The 20,542-nt window shown below is 65.6% G+C and carries 16 protein-coding genes and 1 pseudogene; 9 read left to right on the forward strand and 8 right to left on the reverse strand.

Going from position 1 to position 20,542, the window contains the following annotated elements; genetic code table 11:
* Positions 1–208 precede the first annotated feature (208 nt).
* The gene (locus tag ISP14_RS16030) at positions 209–574 is read left to right on the forward strand and encodes a DegT/DnrJ/EryC1/StrS family aminotransferase (protein ID WP_404541734.1); all 366 of its coding nucleotides are present in this window, start codon (positions 209–211) and stop codon (positions 572–574) included.
* Between the two features lie 42 nt (positions 575–616).
* Here the strand turns inward: ISP14_RS16030 and ISP14_RS16035 are convergent, their stop codons facing one another.
* The gene (locus ISP14_RS16035) at positions 617–2,452 is read right to left on the reverse strand and encodes a hypothetical protein (protein WP_404541735.1); all 1,836 of its coding nucleotides are present in this window, start codon (positions 2,450–2,452) and stop codon (positions 617–619) included.
* Positions 2,453–2,929: 477 nt separating this feature from the next.
* The gene (locus tag ISP14_RS16040; protein ID WP_404541737.1) at positions 2,930–3,133 is read right to left on the reverse strand and encodes a hypothetical protein; all 204 of its coding nucleotides are present in this window, start codon (positions 3,131–3,133) and stop codon (positions 2,930–2,932) included.
* A gap of 53 nt (positions 3,134–3,186) precedes the next feature.
* Here ISP14_RS16040 and rsgA point away from each other — a divergent pair, with 53 nt between their 5' ends.
* From rsgA to aceE, 4 genes are all read left to right on the forward strand, one after another.
* Positions 3,187–4,242: a ribosome small subunit-dependent GTPase A gene (gene rsgA / locus ISP14_RS16045; RefSeq protein WP_404541740.1), complete on the forward strand. Its 1,056-nt coding sequence runs from the start codon at positions 3,187–3,189 to the stop codon at positions 4,240–4,242.
* Positions 4,243–4,250: 8 nt separating this feature from the next.
* A complete protein-coding gene (locus tag ISP14_RS16050; protein WP_404541742.1) occupies positions 4,251–5,519 on the forward strand; it encodes a flavohemoglobin expression-modulating QEGLA motif protein in 1,269 nt (422 codons plus the stop codon).
* A gap of 267 nt (positions 5,520–5,786) precedes the next feature.
* Positions 5,787–8,063 (forward strand): NADP-dependent malic enzyme, encoded by a 2,277-nt coding sequence (locus tag ISP14_RS16055; protein ID WP_404541743.1) that lies wholly within the window; start codon positions 5,787–5,789, stop codon positions 8,061–8,063.
* A gap of 531 nt (positions 8,064–8,594) precedes the next feature.
* Positions 8,595–11,291, forward strand: coding sequence for a pyruvate dehydrogenase (acetyl-transferring), homodimeric type (aceE, locus tag ISP14_RS16060; RefSeq protein WP_404541745.1), 2,697 nt, complete (start codon positions 8,595–8,597; stop codon positions 11,289–11,291).
* 77 nt (positions 11,292–11,368) lie between these two features.
* Here aceE and ISP14_RS16065 read toward each other — a convergent pair whose 3' ends face one another.
* The 4 genes from ISP14_RS16065 to ISP14_RS16080 all read right to left on the reverse strand — a co-directional run bounded on the left by ISP14_RS16065 (position 11,369) and on the right by ISP14_RS16080 (position 15,346).
* A complete protein-coding gene (locus ISP14_RS16065) occupies positions 11,369–11,689 on the reverse strand; it encodes a hypothetical protein (protein WP_404541747.1) in 321 nt (106 codons plus the stop codon).
* 74 nt (positions 11,690–11,763) lie between these two features.
* Positions 11,764–12,315, reverse strand: coding sequence for a hypothetical protein (locus ISP14_RS16070; protein WP_404541748.1), 552 nt, complete (start codon positions 12,313–12,315; stop codon positions 11,764–11,766).
* 88 nt (positions 12,316–12,403) lie between these two features.
* Complete coding sequence (locus ISP14_RS16075) at positions 12,404–14,026, reverse strand: alpha/beta hydrolase-fold protein (RefSeq protein ID WP_404541750.1); 1,623 nt, start codon at positions 14,024–14,026, stop codon at positions 12,404–12,406.
* Between the two features lie 45 nt (positions 14,027–14,071).
* Positions 14,072–15,346 carry an MFS transporter gene (locus ISP14_RS16080; RefSeq protein WP_404541751.1) on the reverse strand — a complete coding sequence of 425 codons (1,275 nt, stop codon included), beginning with the start codon at positions 15,344–15,346 and terminating at the stop codon, positions 14,072–14,074.
* Between the two features lie 247 nt (positions 15,347–15,593).
* Here ISP14_RS16080 and ISP14_RS16085 point away from each other — a divergent pair.
* Positions 15,594–15,662 (forward strand): annotated as a pseudogene (locus tag ISP14_RS16085) (hypothetical protein); the annotation flags it as partial.
* Between the two features lie 150 nt (positions 15,663–15,812).
* Here the strand turns inward: ISP14_RS16085 and ISP14_RS16090 are convergent.
* Entirely contained in the window at positions 15,813–17,615 is a 1,803-nt protein-coding gene (locus tag ISP14_RS16090; protein ID WP_404541753.1) for an FAD-binding oxidoreductase, read from the reverse strand.
* A gap of 157 nt (positions 17,616–17,772) precedes the next feature.
* On the opposite strand from ISP14_RS16090, the gene ISP14_RS16095 reads away from it, so the two are divergent.
* From ISP14_RS16095 to ISP14_RS16105, 3 genes are all read left to right on the forward strand, one after another.
* Positions 17,773–18,648 (forward strand): LytTR family DNA-binding domain-containing protein, encoded by an 876-nt coding sequence (locus ISP14_RS16095; protein ID WP_404541755.1) that lies wholly within the window; start codon positions 17,773–17,775, stop codon positions 18,646–18,648.
* A gap of 67 nt (positions 18,649–18,715) precedes the next feature.
* Positions 18,716–19,450, forward strand: a complete 735-nt coding sequence (locus ISP14_RS16100; RefSeq protein ID WP_404541904.1) for a hypothetical protein — start codon at positions 18,716–18,718, stop codon at positions 19,448–19,450.
* 68 nt (positions 19,451–19,518) lie between these two features.
* Positions 19,519–19,968, forward strand: coding sequence for a DUF6491 family protein (locus tag ISP14_RS16105; RefSeq protein WP_404541757.1), 450 nt, complete (start codon positions 19,519–19,521; stop codon positions 19,966–19,968).
* 6 nt (positions 19,969–19,974) lie between these two features.
* On the opposite strand, the gene ISP14_RS16110 is transcribed toward ISP14_RS16105, so the two are convergent.
* Complete coding sequence (locus ISP14_RS16110; protein ID WP_404541760.1) at positions 19,975–20,388, reverse strand: universal stress protein; 414 nt, start codon at positions 20,386–20,388, stop codon at positions 19,975–19,977.
* Positions 20,389–20,542: the final 154 nt, after the last annotated feature.

The following is a 20,542-nucleotide window of genomic DNA, read 5'->3' on the forward strand; positions in this document are numbered from 1 at the left end:
AAGCATCGGCGACCCACTGGCTATGGACATACAACCACGAGCGTCCGAACATGGCTCTCGGCGGCATCACACCCATGCAGAAATTGGCCTTGCCCGCTTAGCTCCACTTTTGGCGAGCGCTAAAAGCGGGGGGATTACCCATCGATCCGGGCTGGCATCGTCATTTCCAGCCAGTGGACAGCGCAGGATTCCCTCCAATAGGCCTTACATGACCGGCGACGAGCTTCGATTCATCGGGAAGGCCCATGCCAACAAACAGCTCTCTGGTGACGGCCTGTTAACGAGGCGTCGCCATGTTTGGCTTGAGCAGCGTATCGGATGCAAGAAGGCCTTGCTGACCCACTTGTGTACCGGGGCGCCCGAGATGGCGGCATGGCTGCTCGATCTGCAGCCCGACAATGAAGTGATCATGCCGTCCTTCACGTTCGTGCCCACATCCAATGACTTCGCTCTTCGTGGCGCCACTCCTGTCTTCGTGGACATTCGGCTCGGCACGCTGAACATCGACGAGACGCTCTTCGAGGCGGCCATCACGCCACGCACCAAGGCCATTTCCGTCGTGCACACGTACTGAGGCTGGGCCGCCGATCTTGCTTCAAAGCGCCATGGTGCGCGATCAAGGCATGGCGGCTCGGTCGAACACCACCCACTGTCCGACCAGGGCCACTTGACGATAGTGAGCTGAAGCAAGATAAGGCGCGGCGACTACACGAGCAGCGCTGGCGGTGATGACAGTATCCGGCTTTTCCCGTTGCAACACATCGGCAAAGTCCTGTGCGAAATCGCCCTCTCCCGTGACGAATTTCGCTGCACGGTCGCGTCGGTTGAACTCGTCCGGGTCCTTGAAGAAGGCGTTCTTCATGAAGTCGGGGCGCGTCATCACCAGCGTATGGTCCGCCGAAAAGAGGGCCATATCCTGGGCCAACGAGATAGGTGCCAATATCGCCCCGGGCCTTGCGAACCTCAGGCAAGCGCGAGCGTCCGCCGCATAGGCATCAAGTGTCAGGCCGGGCGGTGCAATGCGGACACCGTTGCCGTGGCGCGTGACGGATGTTGGCACAACAGTCACCGCGGCTCCCAGAGCCAGCAACGCCACCCAGGGCAGGAGGCGGCCAGCCTTTGAATCGGTCCCGATGCGGGCAATGCCGTATCCCATCACCATGCCTATCGTGAGGGGTATCGGAAGCAGGTAGAAGAGTCGCCAGTAGATATTTTCCGTAGTGACAAACCTAATGATGCCTGATGCCGACCACGGATTTAGATACAGCGCCATGGTTATGGCCGTCCACAGCAATAAAAATGCGTGTTGACGAGTGCGCCACGCGTATAGGCAGACACCGAGTGCCAAAGCGAAGGCTGCAAATGTGGGTGGAAAACTCAATCCGCCTGTAACCAGCTCGATTTGATCCATGAATGTGCTGGGGAAGCCGGCGTTGAGATCCGATCCGAAACCCGCGCGTTCCAAGGCATAACGACGATAGTCGAGAGCGAATGCGGCAACCGGTAGCAAGGCCAGGCCGTAGGCAATACTCGCGGTCGTGACGCGATGATGTGACTCCGTGCACCACCACGATACAAAAAGCGGTATGGCGAGCATAGGGATCATCACAAGCGCAGAGGTCGTCACACCGGCTATCGCCAAGACCACCACCAATAGCGCGACCCAGCGGGATGACCCCGGCTCTTTGAAGAAAAGCAGCGAAGCGGCGATAAACGCCTGGATACCAGTGAAGATAAATGCGCACTTGGACTGATAGATGCGTACGAGTGTGAAATTGCCAAAGCTGCGATGGCTTTCGCCCATGAGTAAGAACAAGGGGATCAGCAGCGCAGCACAGATGGCTGCAGTACGCGCAGACTGGCCAAGCAGCCTCAGGTTAAGAATGATCAACAAGACCCCGAAAATGGCAGCGGCACAAGGGGCAAGTACATAGTAGATCGTCAGGAAATTCGTTCGGGTCGCATGGGCGAATACTGCCTGGATGAATTCGTACGACGTCGGGTAGTACGTCGCCGCGGCTTTGGGAAATGACAGCATCGGATTGCCCGCCAGCGCGGGGATCAGGCCGTCCATTCGGGTTTCCGGGTGCGCCAGCAAGTAGAGCACCTTAGGGACATAGATCACGTCATCCGCATCGGAGCGATGAAGACAAGTGGCAGCCAGCGCTCCGAGTGTGCACGCCACCAGCACCCAAATCACTGCCCCTCTGTCCGTGGTTCTCGCCAACAAGTACAGGTTGTGCCGACGGTTCACAGCAAACGCGAGTGTGCCCATCGCGAGCATGAGCGTTAGGCCGCTCTGCAGTAACGCTGCCGTATGAAACGAGAGACCGCCATAGACGGCGAGGCGAATCACCAGCGTCGCCGATGCCAACGGCGACAGCAGGAGAGCTAGAGTCAGCGCAACAAGATCAACGCAACCATCGGAATGTGGAACCCGCTGCTCCGGCATTACCCTGCGCCCAGACAAAGGACCCATCGAGTTCAGCCAATCTGGTCAGGAGAGGAACCACTGAAACCGATGCAGGAAGCTATCGACGAGTTCCCTGGTCGTATCCCGCGCGTGATGTTGCAGGATCCTTGCGATGGGATTCCTGCAGCATTGACAGCAACGCCCCTGGCCATTTGTCTCCAATCTCTCTCTTTCAGTACTGCCTAGCCTAGCGCTTGCGTTGAATGAATCGAAGACTGTAAATGTCTCCAAGAGGCTTCAGAGACGATGGACGGGTCTAACTATCTTGTGGCCGGCCCGCCCGGCGCGTACGGCCTAAATGAACCTGTCCCTGTAGACCGGGCGAGGACACAAAAATTGCGGGGACGGTGGCCTTCGCACCCAAGGGATTTTCCGTGGGCCAAATTGCGGGACTGAAAACTGCACAGGCATGCGATGTCCGCGCTGGTGCCGTTCCAAATAGGACACTCACACCCCTCACGGCCTGCCCTTGGCGGCCATCAACACGGTGTCTGCACAAGCACGGCGCAGTGTTTCAAGATTGTCGATTGTGTGCCGAAGGCGCGTTTCTTCAAGTCTTTGATTAAAAGCTAAAATGTCGAAAATTTGCCTAACTTGCAGCTTGTTGGCGCCATAGGCCAACGTTTGTGGGGCCGGCACAAACGATGGCTTTTTGAACACCGGCTCTTTCGAGGCAGGGCATAATCACGCCACATGTCGAAGCCCCCTGACTCATGAGCGATGCCGAAACCCTGGAACGGCTGCGGCGCATTGGCTGGCGCGGAGCGGTCCTGCAGACCGCCGATCGCCGGCTGGCGCGGGTGGTGGCGCAGCACCGCACTGGCTACGAGCTGCACGACGGCGAACACAGCTTCGGCGCGCAGCCGGCCGGCCAATTCCTGAAGCGCGGCATCGATCCGGCTCTGCGGCCGGCGGTGGGCGATTTCGTGGAGATCGAGCACGGCCAGCCGCCGCACATTGTCGCCGTGCTGCCGCGGCGAACCGTGCTGTCGCGGGCCGCTGCTGGCGAACGCTACGCGCGGCAGATCATCGCCACCAACATCGACTACGTGCTGGTGCTCACGGGACTCGACGGTGACTACAACCCCGCGCGCATCGAACGCTACCTCTCGCTGATCGAGGATTCCGGCGCACGGCCAGTGGTGCTGCTGAGCAAGCCGGACCTGCACGAGGATGTCCAGGCGCGCATAGACGAGCTGCGCCAGCGGCTGGCGCCCGGCACGGCCATCCACACGATCAACGGCAAGGACCCGGCCAGCGCGGAACAGCTCGCGCCCTACCTGCAGCCCGGCGACAGTGCGGTGCTGGTGGGGTCTTCCGGCGCGGGCAAGTCCACGCTCACCAATACTTTGCTCGGCATCGACAAGATGGCGACCAGTGCGGTGCGCAGCCACGATAGTCGCGGCCGCCACACCACTACGCACCGGGCGCTGCTGCAACTGCCCACCGGTGGCTGCCTGATCGACACCCCGGGCATGCGCGAGCTGAAACTCACCGGCGAGGAAAACCTCGACTTGTTCGCCGACATCGAGGAGCTGGCCGAAGCCTGCCGCTTCGCCGATTGCGGCCACGGCAGCGAGCCCGGTTGCGCGGTACAGGCCGCGCTGGACAGTGGTGAACTGTTGCCCGAACGCTGGCGCAATTACCTCAAGCTGCGCGACGAACGCGAGGAGCAGGCCACCACGCTGGAGGCGAAGCTGCGCCGCCAGCGCGGAGGGCGACCGTCCGAGCGGCCGCATGCGCCGCGTGGCCGGCGTGAGAGGGAGTGAGAGTGCGCATGAATAGCTTGAATCCCGAGCTGCAGCATTGCGCCGCGCTCGACCAGCGCCTGCTGGCCGCGGTGAAGGGCATCCAGATCCTGCCCACGGTGGCGTGGCCGGCCTCGCTGGAGAACAGGATGATCGCGGACTATGCCGCGGGCCGCTTCGCCTTGCCCGAGGTGAACTACAAGCGGCCCGATCTCGCGGCCGCGCGTGTCGAGCTGGCCGCGATCGAGCGCGAGACGGCGGCGCTGGGCGGTGACCCGCTGGGTGACTACCTGGCGCGCACCGCCGAATCCTGGCGGATCGCGGCGGAGATGCTGGAGGCGGTGGGCAGCGACGGGGTCAGCGCGCCATCGATCACGCTGTATGGCCGGCCGGGCGACGCGATTCCCGGCAGCCAGCGCAGCAACCTCGATGCGGCGCGCTACTTCGTGGAACTGTCGGACGAGCTTGGCGCTGACCTGCTGGCCGACGACACCCGCGAAGGCATCACCGCCGAAGTGCTGCGCGATGAGATGGCGCGCACGCTGGACGATTTCTTCGGCGCGGGCACGGTGAAGGTGGAGGTCGATCCCGAGCTCACCGCCAAGGCTGCCGCTGGCGCTGCCCGCATCCGCCTGCGCGGCGGCGCCATGTTCAGCGATTACGACCGCCACCAGTTGCTGGCGCACGAGGCGCTGGTGCACACGCTTACCGCGCTGAACGGACGCGCGCAGCCGCTGCTGGCCTCGCTGGGGCGCACCTCGCCGCGCGTCACCGCCACGCAGGAAGGCCTGGCAGTGTTCGCCGAGCTGATGTCGGGCGCGATCGACATCGCGCGGCTGAAACGTATCAGCCTGCGCATCCTGGCGATCGACATGGCGCTCTCCGGCGCTGATTTCGTGGAGGTGTACAAGTTCTTCGTCGGGTGCGGACAGAGCCCGGCGGACAGCTTCCATTCCGCCCAGCGTGTATTCCGCGGGGTGCCGGTGACCGGCGGCGCAGCATTCGCCAAGGACAATGTGTACCTGTCCGGTCTGCTCACCGTGCACACCTTCTTCCGCTGGGCGCTGAAGGAGCGGCGCCTGGACATGCTGCGCTGCCTGTTCGCCGGCAAGCTCACCTTGCACGACGTGGTGGCGTTGCAGCCGCATTTCGAATCCGGAGCGATCGCGCCGCCGCGCTGGCTGCCGCCGTGGATGCAGCACGTGCACGGCCTGGCCGGCAAGCTGGCGTTCTCGGTGTTCGTCAACGGCATCCGCATGGGCAAGGTGCATGCCGACGAGCTGTCGCTGAGCGTTTAGAGCCTGTTCCCTATCTCCGCGTAGCTCGCGTTGCCTTGCCGAGGCAACCCGCAGGGCCGGGTCTGTTTGCCCGCATACCGGCGTCATCACTCGGTCGTGGACGGACGTCCACTCTCTCCCTCTTCCTTGGCCTGCGCGCAAACAGCTCCCGGCGCGGGCCATGCGGAGATAGGGGGCAGGCACTATAGCCGCGGCCCGGGCGATGCCCGGTGTTACCATGTCGCCACCGCCCCGCGGCCCCCCTGAATCCCACGAAAAGCCCCCTCCATGGCCCACTCTGAAGACTTGCGCCGTGCCGCGCTCGAATACCACCGCCTCCCGCGCCCGGGCAAGATCAAGGTCAGCCCGACCACCCCGCTGCTGACCCAGCGCGACCTGTCGTTGGCCTATTCGCCTGGCGTGGCCTACGCCTGCGAGGCTATCGTCGAGGATCCGAACGCGGCCAGCGAGATGACCGCGCGCGGCAACCTGGTCGCGGTGATCACCAACGGCACCGCGGTGTTGGGCCTGGGCGATATCGGGCCGCTCGCCGGCAAACCGGTGATGGAAGGCAAGGGCGTGCTGTTCCAGAAGTTCGCCGGCATCGACGTGTTCGATATCGAGCTTGCCGAGCGCGACCCGGACAAGCTGGTCGAGATCATCGCCGCGATGGAGCCCACCTTCGGCGGCATCAACCTGGAAGACATCAAGGCGCCGGAGTGCTTCATCGTCGAGCGCAAGCTGCGCGAGCGGATGAAGATCCCGGTATTCCACGACGACCAGCACGGCACCGCGATCATCGTCGGCGCCGCCATCGTCAACGCGCTGGAAGTGGTGGGCAAGAAGATCGAGGACGTGCGGATCGCCACCACCGGCGCCGGCGCGGCCGGCATCGCCTGCCTCGACATGCTGGTGGCGTTGGGCGCGAAGCCGGAACACATCCTCGCCTTCGATCGCGAGGGTGTGATCTACCAGGGCCGCGACCACCTCGATCCGGACAAGGCGCGCTATGCGCGCGATACCGACAAGCGCACGCTGGCTGAAATCGTGGCTGGCGCCGACGTGTTCCTGGGCCTGTCCGCCGGCGGCATCCTGAAGCCGGAGATGGTGGCCACCATGGCCGACAAGCCGGTGATCCTGGCGCTGGCCAACCCGAACCCGGAGATCCTGCCGGAAGACGCCAAGAAGGTGCGCCCGGACTGCATCATCGCCACCGGCCGTTCGGATTATCCGAACCAGGTCAACAACGCGCTGTGTTTCCCGTACATCTTCCGCGGCGCGCTGGATGTGGGCGCCACCGGCATCAACGAGGCGATGAAGACCGCCTGCGTGCGCGCCATCGCGGAACTGGCGCGGATGGAAGCCTCGGACCTTGGCAGCGCCTACGGCGGCGAGGTGCCTTCGTTCGGCCCCGAATACCTGATCCCGCGCCCGTTCGATCCGCGCTTGCTGGTGATGCTGGCGCCCGCGGTGGCGCAGGCGGCGATGGATTCGGGCGTGGCCACGCGGCCGATCGCCGACATGGATGCGTACAAGGAGAAGCTCGGCCAGTTCATCTACCGCACCGGCCTGATCATGAAGCCGGTGTACGACCGCGCCCGCTCCGACCTGAAGCGCGTGGTCTACGCCGAGGGCGAGGAAGAGACCGTGTTGCGCGCGGTGCAATCGGTGGTCGACTACAAGCTGGCCTATCCGATCCTGATCGGCCGCCCCGAAGTGATCGAGATGCGCATCCAGCGCCTCGGCCTGCGCCTGCGCGCAGGCGTGGATTTCGAGCTCACCAACATCAACGACGATCCGCGCTTCAACGAGTACTGGCAGCAGTACCACACGATGACCGAGCGCCGCGGCGTGACGCCGGACGCGGCGAAGAACCTGATGCGCTCGCGGCCCACCCTGATCGCCGCGATGATGGTCGAGCGCGGCGAGGCCGACGCGATGATCTGTGGCCTGGTCGGCCGCTACCACAAGAAGCTGGGCTATCTGCGCAGCGTGTTCGGGCTAGACCCGGGCGTGCAGTGCACCTCGGCGATGACCGGCGTGATCAACGACAAGGGCGCGTGGTTCTTCCTCGACACCCACGTGCAGCTCGATCCTGGCGCGGAGCAGATCGCCGAGGCCACGCTGCAGGCCATCTATCGACTGAAGCTGTTCGGCATCGAGCCCAAGGTGGCGCTGCTGTCGCACTCCAACTTCGGCAGCCACGACAACCCCAGCGCGGCGAAGATGCGCAAGGTACGGGAGATCCTCAAGGCGCGTGCACCCAAGCTGGACATGGACGGCGAGATGCAGGCCGACACCGCGTGGGACGAGGTGCTGCGCCGGCGTATCTTCCCCGGCACCACGCTGAGCGGGCGCGCCAATCTGTTCGTGCTGCCCAATCTCGACGCCGCCAACATCGTCTACAACATGGTGCGGGTGATGACTGACGGCGTGGCGATCGGGCCGATCCTGATGGGCGTCGACAAGCCGGCACACATCCTCACCACCTCGTCCAGCGTGCGCCGCGTGGTCAACATGACCGCGGTCGCCGCGGTGGATGCGCAGATCCGGGCCCGCAGCTAGCAGGCTGTCGAAGACAGCCTGCTAGCTGCGGGTATCAAGTTGGGAGCTGGTGCCGAAGCCTGACGCTGTCGTATTCCGCAACGCTCGGCAGGCGAACCCGCCCACTGCCTTCGCCTCCTCTCCCCTATGGGGAGAGGATTGAGGTGAGGGGCAGGTGCTCGCGACGGCGCATCATCGAGGCACGCTTCGCAGCCCCCACGTGGCCAGCGTGTCCGCTCACCCCAGCCCGTTGCCAGGCTCGTTCCTCGCCAGGCAGCCCCCGGCCCTCGCGCCAGCGCTAGTGCGCTCAGCCATGCACGAGCCGGTGGCTCGCAAGCAGCATGGCTTCGTCCCCGGAGGGGAGAGGGAGTATTCGGCCTTGCGCTTGCTCTCGGACGACCGCCATGCGCCCCCGCATGGCCTCCCATCGACGGACGTCCAACTGGCAGCGATGTGCCGCGAAGGCTAGACTTGGGCGTCGGCCTGCCGCTTCCCCCGGCAACGGCTCCCCTACAGGCACCTGCGCCGCGCGGCGCTGCGGAGAATCTCCCCATGGATCAGCTCGACGACGTCCTCAACCAGGATCTCGATCCCACCGAAACCCGCGAGTGGATCGACTCGCTCAATGCAGTCATCAGCCATGACGGCACCGAGCGCGCGCATTACCTGCTGGAGCAGATGGTCGATTCGACGCGCCGTGCCGGCGGCTACCTGCCGTTCGATCCCACCACCGCCTACGTCAACACCATCGCCCCGGCCAGCGAGGCCAAGAGTCCGGGCGACGCGGCGATGGAGTGGCGCATCCGCTCGCTGGTCCGCTGGAACGCCATGGCGATGGTGGTGCGCGCGAACCGCAAGCCGGGCGAACTGGGCGGCCACATCGCCAGCTTCGCCTCCTCGGCCACGCTGTACGACGTGGGCTTCAATCACTTCTGGCGCGCGCCCAGCGCCGACCATCCGGGCGACCTGGTGTTCCACCAGGGCCACTCCAGCCCGGGTATCTACGCGCGCTCCTTCCTGGAAGGCCGTCTCGCCGAGGACCAGCTCGACCTGTTCCGCATGGAAGTGGTGGGCAAGGGCCGCGCGCTGTCGTCCTACCCCCACCCGTGGCTGATGCCGGACTACTGGCAGGTGCCCACGGTGTCGATGGGCCTGGGCCCGATCCAGGCGATCTACCAAGCGCAGTTCTGGAAGTACCTCGAGCACCGCGGTCTGATTCCGAAGTCCGACCGCAAGATCTGGTGCTTCATGGGCGACGGCGAAACCGACGAGCCCGAGTCGCTGGGCGCGATCGCGCTGGCCGGACGCGAGGGCCTGGACAACCTGGTGTTCGTGATCAACTGCAATCTGCAGCGCCTGGACGGCCCGGTGCGCGGCAATGGCAAGATCATCCAGGAGCTGGAGGGTGTGTTCCGCGGCGCCGGCTGGAACGCGATCAAGGTGATCTGGGGCAGCTACTGGGATCCGCTCCTCGCGCGCGACAAGGACGGCGTGCTGCGCAAGCTGATGATGGAAACCGTCGACGGCGAGTACCAGGCCTGCAAGGCCTTCGGCGGCGCCTATACGCGCGAGCATTTCTTCGGCAAGTACCCGCAGACCCGCGAGATGGTCGCCAACCTCAGCGACGATGACATCTGGCGCCTCAACCGCGGCGGCCACGACCCGCACAAGGTCTATGCGGCCTACCACGCGGCTTCGCAGACCAAGGGCATGCCCACGGTGATCCTCGCCAAGACGGTGAAGGGTTACGGCATGGGTATCGGTACCGGCGAGTCGCAGAACCCCACGCACCAGCAGAAGAAGCTGGACGACGAGGCGGTACGGCATTTCCGCGACCGTTTCCAGATTCCGGTGCCGGACGACAAGCTGCACGAGGTGCCGTACTACCACCCCGGCAAGAACTCGCCGGAAGTGGAATACATGATGGAGCGCCGTCGCGCGCTGGGTGGTTTCCTGCCGCAGCGCCGCCGCAAGGCCGACGCCAAGCTGAAGGCGCCCGAGCTCGCTGCGTTCGAGCAGATCACCAAGGGCACCGGCGACCGCGAGATCAGCACCACGATGGCGCTGGTGCGCGGCATGAACCTGTTGCTGCGCGACAAGCAGCTGGGCGAGCGCGTGGTGCCGATCGTGGCCGACGAGGCGCGTACCTTCGGCATGGAAGGCATGTTCCGCCAGATCGGTATCTATGCGCCGTTCGGCCAGAAGTACCGCCCGCAGGATTCCGACCAGCTGCTGTACTACCGCGAAGACCAGAAGGGGCAGGTACTGCAGCAGGGCATCAGCGAGGCCGGCGGCATGGCTTCCTGGCTGGCCGCGGCCACCAGCTACAGCATCAGCAACCAGGCGATGCTGCCGTTCTTCATCTACTACTCGATGTTCGGCTTCCAGCGCATCGGCGACCTGTGCTGGGCCGCCGGCGACATGCGTGCGCGCGGCTTCCTGGTCGGCGGCACCTCGGGCCGCACCACGCTCAATGGCGAGGGCTTGCAGCACGAGGATGGCCATTCGCACCTGATGGCCGGCACCATCCCGAACGTGAAGGCCTACGACCCCACCTTCTCCTACGAAGTGGCGGTGATCCTGCAGGACGGCGTGCGCAGCATGATGCAGGAGCAGGAGGACCACTACTACTACCTCACCGTGATGAACGAAAACTACGTTCATCCGGACATGCCCGAAGGCAGCGCCGAAGGCATCATCAAGGGCATGTACCTGTTCAAGGACGGCGGCAAGCCGAAGAAGGGCGAGCCGCGCGTGCAGCTGCTGGGTTCCGGCACCATCCTGCGCGAGGTGATCGCGGCGGCCGAACTGCTGGAGAAGGATTTCGGCGTGAAGTCCGACATCTGGTCCTGCCCCAGCTTCATCGAGCTGCGCCGCGACGGCTTTGACGCCGAGCGCTGGAACCGACTGCATCCCGAGGACAAGCAGCGCGTGCCCTACGTCACCGGCCTGCTGGAAGGCCGTAGCGGCCCGGCGATCGCCGCCACCGACTACGTGCGCGAATACGCCGACCAGATCCGTGCCTTCCTGCCCGACGGTATGCGCTACACCGTGCTCGGCACCGACGGCTACGGCCGCTCGGACACCCGCGCGCACCTGCGCGATTTCTTCGAGGTGGATCGCTACTGGGTCGCTCACGCCGCGCTGGCCGCGCTGGCGAAGGACGGCAAGGTCAACGCCAAGGACGTGGCCCGCGCGATCAAGGAATACAAGCTCGATCCGGAAAAGCCCAATCCGCTCACCGTCTGAGCCGATGGCTGCAAGCAAAAAGAAACCCGCCAGCGGCGGGTTTCTTTTTGTCCGGGCGAACCCTGCGGGGGGGCGGCTCAGTCGTCTTCTTCGCCGTTGCGGAACACGCGACGCAGCAGCAGGAACGCCCCGATGGTGCCGGCCACGATCGCGACGGTGGCGACCGGATGACGGTTCACCTGGCGCTTCAGCCGCCGGTAGTGATAGTTCGTCTCGTCGACGAGATCCTCGGCGGCGCGCGCCAGCCGGCGACGGTAGCCGTCGCCGTCGAAACGCGCTGCGGCATGGCGGCCACGAGCGATCCAGCCGCGCGCGGTGTCGCCGGCGCCGTCGGCGTAGCGACGCACGCGGTCGCCGAGTTCGTCCATGCCTTGTTCGATGTCGCGACGGGTACTCATGATGGACTCCTGCAGTATCGACGCCACGCTGCCAGCGTCCACGTGAGCAGTGCGTAAAGGTTGCGTCGAGGCGTTCACCTCAACGGACGGAATTCGTCGCGTACCGGCGTGCTGCGCAGGCGGCGGATGATCCAGCCGAACAGCACGCAGAAGGCCAGCGCCATCAGCGTGGCGAACACCTGCATGGCGCGGATGAAGCCAAGCATGACTGTGTCCATCTCCGCAGGCGCGCCAGAGGCTTGCATGAGACCCGGCATCGACCCCATGAACCACCATTGCCACACCAACCCAAGCAACTGGTAGGCGATGGCGAAACCCATCAAGCCGATGAACAGGCGGCGCGCCCACTCGTGCCGGCGCAGCAGGCCGATGGCGGCGACCAGGGTGACGGTCGAGACCAGCAGGAAGGCGCGAAAAAACCAGGCGAAGTGCCCGAAGATCCAGTGTGTCGGCGCGGGCAGCCCAGGCGGCAGCGGCGGTTGCGCCTGCTGCATCATCGGCAGGAACAGCCATTGCAGCATCAGGTTCTGCAGCGCGGAGATCAGCGTGGCGAATCCGGCCATGCCGATGAACACCCAGGCCAGCACGGTCACGAAGGTGGAGCGCAAGGGCGGCGGTGCAGACATGCGTCTTTCCAAGGGACATGACAGTGCCAGCATCGCGGGTTTGCGCATGCCGGGCAATGCGGGTTATCAGGGAGGCGTAGACAGGTCCTTAATACCGCCAGCTCTTGAGATCCGCGTTCGCGGGTGCGTGGCCATCGATGTAGGTGGTGATGGTCTCGATCAGTTCCTTGCCGCGCGGCCCCCAGCAGTGCGGAGCCATCGGCTGATAGGTGACGCTGCCGCCGAAGGCGGGATCGCGTGCGCCGCGCAGGAAGGCGTCCATCTCGCGTACGCCCATGTTGAGGTTGTAGGTGTCCATGTCGCCGACGTAAATGTGCAGCTTGTCGGCCAGTTTCGGACCCAACGTGTGCCACTGCGTTTCCAACAGATGGCGCAGGTCGAAATGCTGCTTCCAGTACGCCGCCACCGCGTGATCGACGGCCCCGCTGCGCTTGTCCCACAGCCGCTGCGGATAGCCGTCCGCGCCGACCGGGCCGAAGGCGGCCTCCCAGATATCCCACTGGCCGCCCGAGCGGTCGTGGTCGCCCACCGCCAGCTCGTACCAGTTCTCGTCCTTCATCATCGCCTTGATGTTGCCGTCCGGCTGGCGCATGTCCACCCGATCGACCTTCACCCAGCCCTTGTCGATCCAGTAAGCGTTGGCGTCGTCGTAGATGTTCACCACCTGGTGGTAGCGAAAATCCAGCGCATCCGGGCAGGAGGCGAACGCGCTGCCGTAGAAGTCCGGGTGGAACACGGTCTGCGCCACGGTGATCCAGCCGCCGGTGGAGCCGCCTTCGAGAATGCGCGCCCAGGGCTGCTCGATGGTGCGGAAGCGCCGCGCGATCTCCGGCAGCAGCTCCTGGTGGATGGCGTCGTCGTAGGGGCCTTCGTTGGCCGAGTTCACCGCGTAGGAATCGTCATAGTACGGCGAGGGATGCTGCAGGCTCACCATGATGTAGCGTGGCGTGCCGTCGGCCAGCCAGTAGTCGCGGAAACCGCTTTTCGGGCGGTCGAAGCCGCCCGGCGCAGCCGTGGAGAAGTGGCTTTGCTCGTAGATCACCGGGTAACGCATGCCGGAATGCTTGTCGTAGTCCTTCGGCAGCAGCACGGTCGCGCCCAGGTAGATCGGGTGGCCCCACCATGCGCTGAGCAGCTTGCTCTGGATACGAAAGCGCTTGACCTGGGGCGTGTCCCTCGGGAACGGGATCGGCGCGATCGCCTGGTCCGCAACCAGATGCAGCGGTTCGCGCGAAGCCGGGTCGTAATGCACCTTGACCGGCTTGCCGTAGAGATTGCCGGGTGAGCGTTTCCAGTCCTGGCCTTCCCACTGGTCCATATGCAGCCATATCGTGTGGCCGTCGGCGCGCTTGAACTCGGTGTAGACGTTGACGAAGGGCTGCATCCAGTAATCGCCGGCGGGCAATTGGCGCAGGCTGGCCAGCGGCGCACCGAAGTCGTTGGCGTCGATAGTCGCAGCCTGGCCTGGTGCCAGCGCGACCACGTCGTGGCCGAACAGCGGCACGCCGGTAACGTCGGCTTCCTCGATCGGTGGCTTGCCGGCATCGCGGCTGACCGCCACATAGACCCGGCCGGTCACCGGCTGCATGCGCGCCTGTGGGCTGAAGCTGACCAGGATGCGCGGGCCGTCGTCGGCGGCGCGGGCCGCGGGCGCGAGGAGGCACAAGGCGAGAACGATACCGGCGGTGCGGAGGATCGGGTGCGGATTCATCTGCCGATCCTAGCCGGCGCCAGCAACGGCGCCCAGTGCGGCGCGCTACACCGATTCGGGGGTGCCCAACGCTTCCTTGGCGGGCTCTTCCAGCTGCAGGCGCTGGCGCCGCCGCAGGCTTGGAAACATGGCCATCCACAGGCCCACCACCAGCAGCGTGCCGAGGCCGCCAACCACGGCGGAACCCACCGCGCCCAGCCAGGCGGCGAGCATGCCCGATTCGAATTCGCCGAGCTGGTTGGAGGTATTGATGAAGATGGAGTTCACCGCATTGACCCGGCCGCGCATCGCGTCGGGCGTGTCCAGTTGCACCAGCGAGCCGCGGATCACCATGCTCACCATGTCGAACGCGCCCAGTGCAAACAGCGCGGCCAGCGACAGCCACAGCACGGTGGAGACCGCGAACACCAGCGTCGCCACGCCGAAGCCAGCCACTGCGGCGAACATGGTCATGCCTACGCGCCGTTGCAGATCGTGCTTCGCCAACCACAGCGACATCAGCAGGGCGCCCACCGCAGGCGCGGCGCGCAACAGACCCAGGCCCCACGGTCCGGTGTGCAAGATGTCGCGCGCGAAGATCGGCAGCAGCGAGGTGACGCCGCCTAGCAGCACCGCGAACAGGTCCAGCGAGATCACGCCAAGCACGTCTTTGCGTTCGCGGATGAAGTGCACCCCGGCGAACAGCGTCTTCAGCGTGGCCGGCTCGCGCTTCGGCGGCGCCTGTTCGTAGCGCAGCGTCGCCATCATGCCGGCGGCGACCAGGTATAGCGCGGCGGCGCTCAGGTACACCACGCCCGGACCCGCCACGTAGAGCAGACCGCCCACCGCGGGACCGAGGATCATCGCCATCTGGAAGGCCGAACCGCTCACCGCTACCGCGCGCGGCAGGATCGCCGGGGGCACCAGCGCCGGCAGCAGCGATTGCATCGACGGCGATTCGAATGCCTTGGCCACGCCGATCACGAACACCAGCAGCAGGATGCCGGTCTCGTGGATGCGGCCGAGCAAGGTCAGTACAGCCAGCAGCACGATGGCCGTCCATTCCACGATCTGCCCGATCAGCACCACGCGCCGCCGCTCGAACTGGTCGGCCACGTGCCCGGCCGGCAGCGCCAGCAGCACCGAGGGAATGAACTGCACCAGGCCGATCAGGCCAAGGTCGAAGGCGCGCCCGGTGATCGCGTAGATCTGCCAACCTACCGCCACCGACAGCATCTGGAAGCCGAAGCCGGAGGCGATGCGCGCGCACCAGAACTGCACGAAGGCGCGATGGCGCAGGGGCGAATCCGTTGCAGCGGATGGGGGAGTCGGGTTCGACATGGAAATCCTTGCCAGAGAGTGCGCATTGTAGTCGCGCCGCATGCGGCGGCAGACGGCGCGACTTGACGCCATCGTGCGGAGGATTTGATCCGGGCTTCCTCTGTGCGTGATTCCCGTGGGGCAGCTTTCCCCGAGGAGATACCTGTCGAAGAGCCAATCCGCCAAACATGTCTAGTCCGACCCGGATGCTGTGCAGGCGCTCGAAACGCTTGCCGCCGAACTCCCTGCCAACGGGCATGTGCGCCTGATGCTGAAAGATGGCGGCACCTGCGAGGGCGTGGTCGCGGAACGCGCCACCGTGCAGGTTTATTACGACCCCGCCGGGCAACGCCAGGGCATCCATGGCGAGCTGCGGTTGCAGCGCCCGGACCGGCCTGACTGGCACCCTGGATGCGGCTGGACGAGATCGCTGGCGTGGAGCATCTCGACTCCACGCTGGGTAGCGAAAACGGAGTGGGTTCGCGTTTTACGCCCGCAGTCGGGTGAAGCCGTCCGCGCTCCAGTCCTCGCTGCCGACGCCGTGGTGCACGAAGAACAAGCCATCGGGATCGTACCTGCGCTTCGCCGCGGCGAGTCGCGGGTAGTTTCCGCCCCAGAAGCCCTGCTGCCAGTCGCGCAGGAAGTAGTCGCTTTCCGACACGTAGGAGCCGGCGTTTGGCGCCACGGCGCGGATGGTGTCCATCGCTTGGTCGATGGCGGCCGCTTCGTGCCGCGCCTTGGCCAGATCGGGCTTCGCGCCCGGCAGGCCGGGGTAGGCCGGCGGACCGCCATTGGCGCAGATCAGCAAGGCGAATGCGTCGAGTACCTGTGGATGGGTGGCAGTGTCGCGAGCGCGGGCGATGGTGTCGGCCGGTGCGCCGGCCAGCCCCTTGTTGAAGTGCAGGGCGAAGCCCCAGTGCTGCGAAGCAGCGATCAAGGCCTGCACCAGCTGGGCCTGCCGCCCTGGTTCCAACAGCGAAGCCGGCAGCCAGGCCGACTGGTAGGCGTGGATGAACCAGCCGACCTGGTCATGATCGCCGGCCCAGAGCATGTGATGGCGGGGTGCGCCCGGCCGGTCGTCGGGCACGATGGCGCCCGGCAGGTGCTTGCGCAGGAATTCGGCATCCCAGAGATATCGGGCGGGTGCCACCAGCGCCTGGAACGGTCGGGTGACGTGGCAGTCCTTGCGCGCGTGCACCCAGTCGAGGAAGGGGGCCCAGGTCTGTTCGACCTGTCCCTGGGTGAGGCCCTGGATCGACATGGAAATCTCGAGGGTATCGCCACCGTAGAATTTCATCTGCTCGCCCCAGTGCGGGTTGAACAGTGCGCGCTGGTAGAAGCTCACCGCCTCGGCGATCAGGGCGCGATAGGCCGCGTCCGAATCGGCCTTGACGGTGAGGTTCACCCCGCCGAAAAACTCGGGCAGTTCGAAAGTGCGCAGGGTCAGCCGCGTGACCACGCCGAGGCTGCCGCCACCGCCGCCCTTGAGGCCCCAGAACAGCTCCGGATTCGTGCGGGCGTTGGCGATGCGTACCTTGCCGTCTGCGGTAACGACCTCCGCCTCCAGCAGGTTGGACGCCGCCGTGCCCCAACGCTTCGAGAAACTGCCGAAGCCGCCGCTCTGCACCAGCCCGGCCACGCCCACGGTGGTGCAACCGCCGCCCTGCACATAGCGGCCGCCACGGGTGGTCACGGCGTCGTAGGCGTCGATCCACATGGCGCCGGCCTGCACGCTTACCGCCGCCTGCGGTGTCATGTGGCCGGCGCAGCCTTGCGGCACGAAGGCATCATGCAAGGCCACCTGGTTCATGTGGCGCGTCCACACCAGCAGCGAATCCGGCGCGTCCGAGGTGCCCTGGTAGCTGTGGCCGCCGCCTTTCACCACTAGCCGCAGGTGATGCTTGCGCGCGAAGTCGATGGCGGCGACTACATCGGCGGTGTTTTCCGCCGCCACCGCCCAGGCGCTGGGTTGCGACGCCCAGGCATCGGCCCAGCCGCTGGTCTGGGTCAGTGCGGGGTTGTCGCCCACTGCGAACGGGTTGCCCAATTGCTTCAGCGCCAACGAGGCGTCGCCTTGGGCAAACGGCGGTTCCAGCTTCAGCAGCCGGCCGCCGACCTGCCGTTTCAACTGTGCCCATTCCGTGGCCGCAGGCCAGCCCGGTTGGCCCGGGCGCGGTCGCAGGATCGTCGCGAGCGTGCCGGCACCGCGCGCCAAGGCCGCACTGCTGCGCATCAGCAAGGGCAGCAGGGGCAGTGTGACGGCAGCCTTCAGCAAGTCGCGCCTTTTCATCGTGCCGCTCCAGGGTGGATGGGTGGCGACCAGCATGAGCCTGTGGCGCCGCCATTCCCAGCATGGGGTGACGGATTGCGGGCAGTCAGGGACGAATCGACCCCGGTGCGGGACGGAGCGCAGGGGAATTTCGCCGCAGCCACGTAGAATCGCCGGCATGAGCGAGCAGGCTGATGTCGGATACAGGGATTTCCAGCGTTGGCGCCCCTCGGTCGAGGTTGCCTTCTGGGTGGTTCTGTACACCCTCAACACGGTGTTCAACGGGATCGTCGCGCGGATCGACCATGCCCGTACGGCGGCCTGGGAACCGTGGGTGTGGGAATCGAGCAGTTCGCTGCTGATCCTGCTGCTGATCCCCTTCGTGAAGGCGATGGAGCGACGCTGGCCGTTCCGCTTCGATACGTGGCGGCACAGCCTGCCGTGGCATCTGTTGGCCACCGTGGTGTTCAGCCTGGTGCACGTGGCGGGAATGGTCGAGGTGCGCAGGCTGGCTTATGCAGCGGTTGGCCAGCACTACCGTTTCGGCGCCTGGTGGCCGAACTTCGGTTACGAATACCTGAAGGACATCCGCAGCTATTTCGTCATCATCGCGATGATCTGCTTGTCGCGGTTGTGGCTGCTGCGCCAGCAGGGCGAGGCGAAGCTGCTGGCCGAGCCGGACGACGGCCCGCCGGTGGAACCGGTGGAGCGGCCCGAACGCTTCCTGGTGCGCAAGCTGGGCAAGGAATTCCTGGTCAATGCCAGCGAAATCGAGTGGCTGCAGGCCGCGGGCAACTACGTGAACCTGCACGTGCGCGGCCGTGACTACCCGCTGCGCAGCACGATGGCGGCCATCGAGACGCGGCTAGACCCGGCGCGTTTCCTGCGCGTGCACCGCGGCTATGTCATCAACCTCGACTACCTCGCCGAGATCGAGCCGCTGGACACCGGTGATGCACGACTGCACCTGCGCGACGGCACCGGGATTCCCTGCAGCCGCCGCTATCGCGCCGCGTTGCGCGAGCGCTACGGCCAGCCGGTCACAATGGAGTAAGCCTTGCATCGCGGCGAGGGATCGTTCCAAGCTAACCGCTGGTTCCGCCCCGGATGCTCCGCCGATGATGACCTTGCCATCGCCCCGCCTCGCCGTCGCTGCCCTTGCCGGCGCCCTGGTTCTCGCCGGCTGCTCGCAGAGCAGCGCGCCCGCAGCCAATGCCGCGCAGCAACAGGCCCAGGCCCAGGATGCCGAAGCGGCGCGCAACCTCGACACGTATCGCCAGCTGTTGCGCATCCACAACGACCAGATGGCGGTGTCGATGGGCGAGGACATCGTGCAGCGCTTCCCCGGCAGCGCGGCGGCGAAGGAGGTGCAGCAGACCCTGCCCGAAATCGAGAAACGCTGGAAGGAAAACAGCGAGAAGGCGCGCCTCGCCGCGTTGTGGCAATACCAGGTGGCGCCGATGGCCGGCGGCACGCAGTCCACCGCGGCGACCTACGATAGCCAGCCGGCGAGTGTGCGTGTGCGGCTGGTGCTGCGGCGGCATACCAGCTGGGGCCAGAGCGCCTTCCTGTTCAACGACGGCCACGGCGGCTTCGTCTGCAAGGGCGAGTGCACGATCGCGGCGAAAGTCGACGACAAGACGCGCGCGATCAAGGCTTATACGCCTCCCACCGGCGAACCGGCGCTGATGATCCGCGACGACAAGGGCTTCATCGCGCTGTTGGAGAAGGCGAAGAAAATCAGTCTTCCCGTTACCTTGCAGGATGGCGACAAGAAGGTGGAACTGGTCTACGAGGTCGGTGGCTTCGCACCGGACCGGTGGCAGGCATTGCCGAAGAAGAGCGGCAGGAAATAGCACACCGGCGGTACACGCGCCGGCTGTTCGCGCGTTTCGGCGTCTATCGACGAATGGAGGATGCAGCCATGTCTCGCAAGGGTTTGTGGGTGACTGTCGCCTTGGCGGTGGCGCTGGGGGCTTGTTCCAGCGTGCCGTACGCACAGCGGACGGCCCAGCGACAAGCTGCCTACGCGGCGGCGGCCGGCGAGCCGGTGCGCAGCTTCCATTTCTTCAACCTGTACTCGTGGGAGCCGCTGGGTGATAACCAGGTGGCCATCTACACCCAGATCAATCGCGCCTGGCTGCTGGACCTCGGGCCCTGTCAGAACCTGGGGTTCACCAACGCGATCGGTCTCACCTCGTTCGGTGGCGAGGTGTCGATGAACTTCGACAAGGTGCTCGTCGGCCGCGGCTATCCGCCATGCTTCATCTCGAAGATCCGCCCGGTCGACGTAGCGAAGCTGAAGCTGGAGCAGCAGGCGCAGCGCAAGATCGATGCCGAGCCGCGGCAGCCGGCGGTGCCGGCCGAGCACTGAGGCCGTTCAACGCACCACGGTCACCGGCACGTGGGCGCGGGCCAGCACGTTGGTGGATACCGAGCCGAGCAGCCAGCGCGCCAATGCACCACGCTCGGTGTGGCCGATCACGATGTGGTCGATCCCGTGATGGCCGACCTGGCTGAGCAGCACGTCGCCGGGGCTGCCGTGGATCAGTTCGACATCGACGAGGCTGGCCGCGTCCGGCGCCATGGTGGCCAGTTCGTCCTTCAGTTCCTGCACGCGCTCGGTGCCGGTGTCGGTCATCATCAGCGCGCAGGTGTCGCCGCCTTCGGCCACTTGCAGTACCGACACTACGCGCACCCGGCCGCCGCAGGCGCGGGCCAGTTCCATCGCGAACGCGAACGCGCGGCGCGCGGCATCCGAACCGTCGTAACCGACCAGTGAGTACTTGGGCATGCCTGCTCCTGTCGAAACGAACGCATCGTCGTTTGGTGAAGAAGTCTGAACGGCTGGGTGTTAGCGAAACATCAAGATGAATGGTGCCAAGCGCGGCTCACATGCCCGTCACGGTGGGCTGCCGATGCTGGATCGCGCCTTCCTCCGGATGGCC

Source organism: Dyella agri (assembly GCF_044904705.1).
Classification (GTDB): domain Bacteria; phylum Pseudomonadota; class Gammaproteobacteria; order Xanthomonadales; family Rhodanobacteraceae; genus Rhodanobacter_A; species Rhodanobacter_A agri.

Excerpts from the sequence above, each read along its gene's own strand:
- ISP14_RS16030 (WP_404541734.1), top strand. The coding sequence starts at position 209 with ATGACCGGCGACGAGCTTCGATTCATCGGGAAGGCCCATGCCAACAAA.
- ISP14_RS16035 (WP_404541735.1), bottom strand. The coding sequence starts at position 2,452 with ATGCCGGAGCAGCGGGTTCCACATTCCGATGGTTGCGTTGATCTTGTT.
- rsgA (WP_404541740.1), top strand. The coding sequence starts at position 3,187 with ATGAGCGATGCCGAAACCCTGGAACGGCTGCGGCGCATTGGCTGGCGC.
- ISP14_RS16050 (WP_404541742.1), top strand. The coding sequence starts at position 4,251 with ATGAATAGCTTGAATCCCGAGCTGCAGCATTGCGCCGCGCTCGACCAG.
- ISP14_RS16055 (WP_404541743.1), top strand. The coding sequence starts at position 5,787 with ATGGCCCACTCTGAAGACTTGCGCCGTGCCGCGCTCGAATACCACCGC.
- aceE (WP_404541745.1), top strand. The coding sequence starts at position 8,595 with ATGGATCAGCTCGACGACGTCCTCAACCAGGATCTCGATCCCACCGAA.
- ISP14_RS16065 (WP_404541747.1), bottom strand. The coding sequence starts at position 11,689 with ATGAGTACCCGTCGCGACATCGAACAAGGCATGGACGAACTCGGCGAC.
- ISP14_RS16070 (WP_404541748.1), bottom strand. The coding sequence starts at position 12,315 with ATGTCTGCACCGCCGCCCTTGCGCTCCACCTTCGTGACCGTGCTGGCC.
- ISP14_RS16075 (WP_404541750.1), bottom strand. The coding sequence starts at position 14,026 with ATGAATCCGCACCCGATCCTCCGCACCGCCGGTATCGTTCTCGCCTTG.
- ISP14_RS16080 (WP_404541751.1), bottom strand. The coding sequence starts at position 15,346 with ATGTCGAACCCGACTCCCCCATCCGCTGCAACGGATTCGCCCCTGCGC.
- ISP14_RS16090 (WP_404541753.1), bottom strand. The coding sequence starts at position 17,615 with ATGAAAAGGCGCGACTTGCTGAAGGCTGCCGTCACACTGCCCCTGCTG.
- ISP14_RS16095 (WP_404541755.1), top strand. The coding sequence starts at position 17,773 with ATGAGCGAGCAGGCTGATGTCGGATACAGGGATTTCCAGCGTTGGCGC.
- ISP14_RS16100 (WP_404541904.1), top strand. The coding sequence starts at position 18,716 with ATGACCTTGCCATCGCCCCGCCTCGCCGTCGCTGCCCTTGCCGGCGCC.
- ISP14_RS16105 (WP_404541757.1), top strand. The coding sequence starts at position 19,519 with ATGTCTCGCAAGGGTTTGTGGGTGACTGTCGCCTTGGCGGTGGCGCTG.
- ISP14_RS16110 (WP_404541760.1), bottom strand. The coding sequence starts at position 20,388 with ATGCCCAAGTACTCACTGGTCGGTTACGACGGTTCGGATGCCGCGCGC.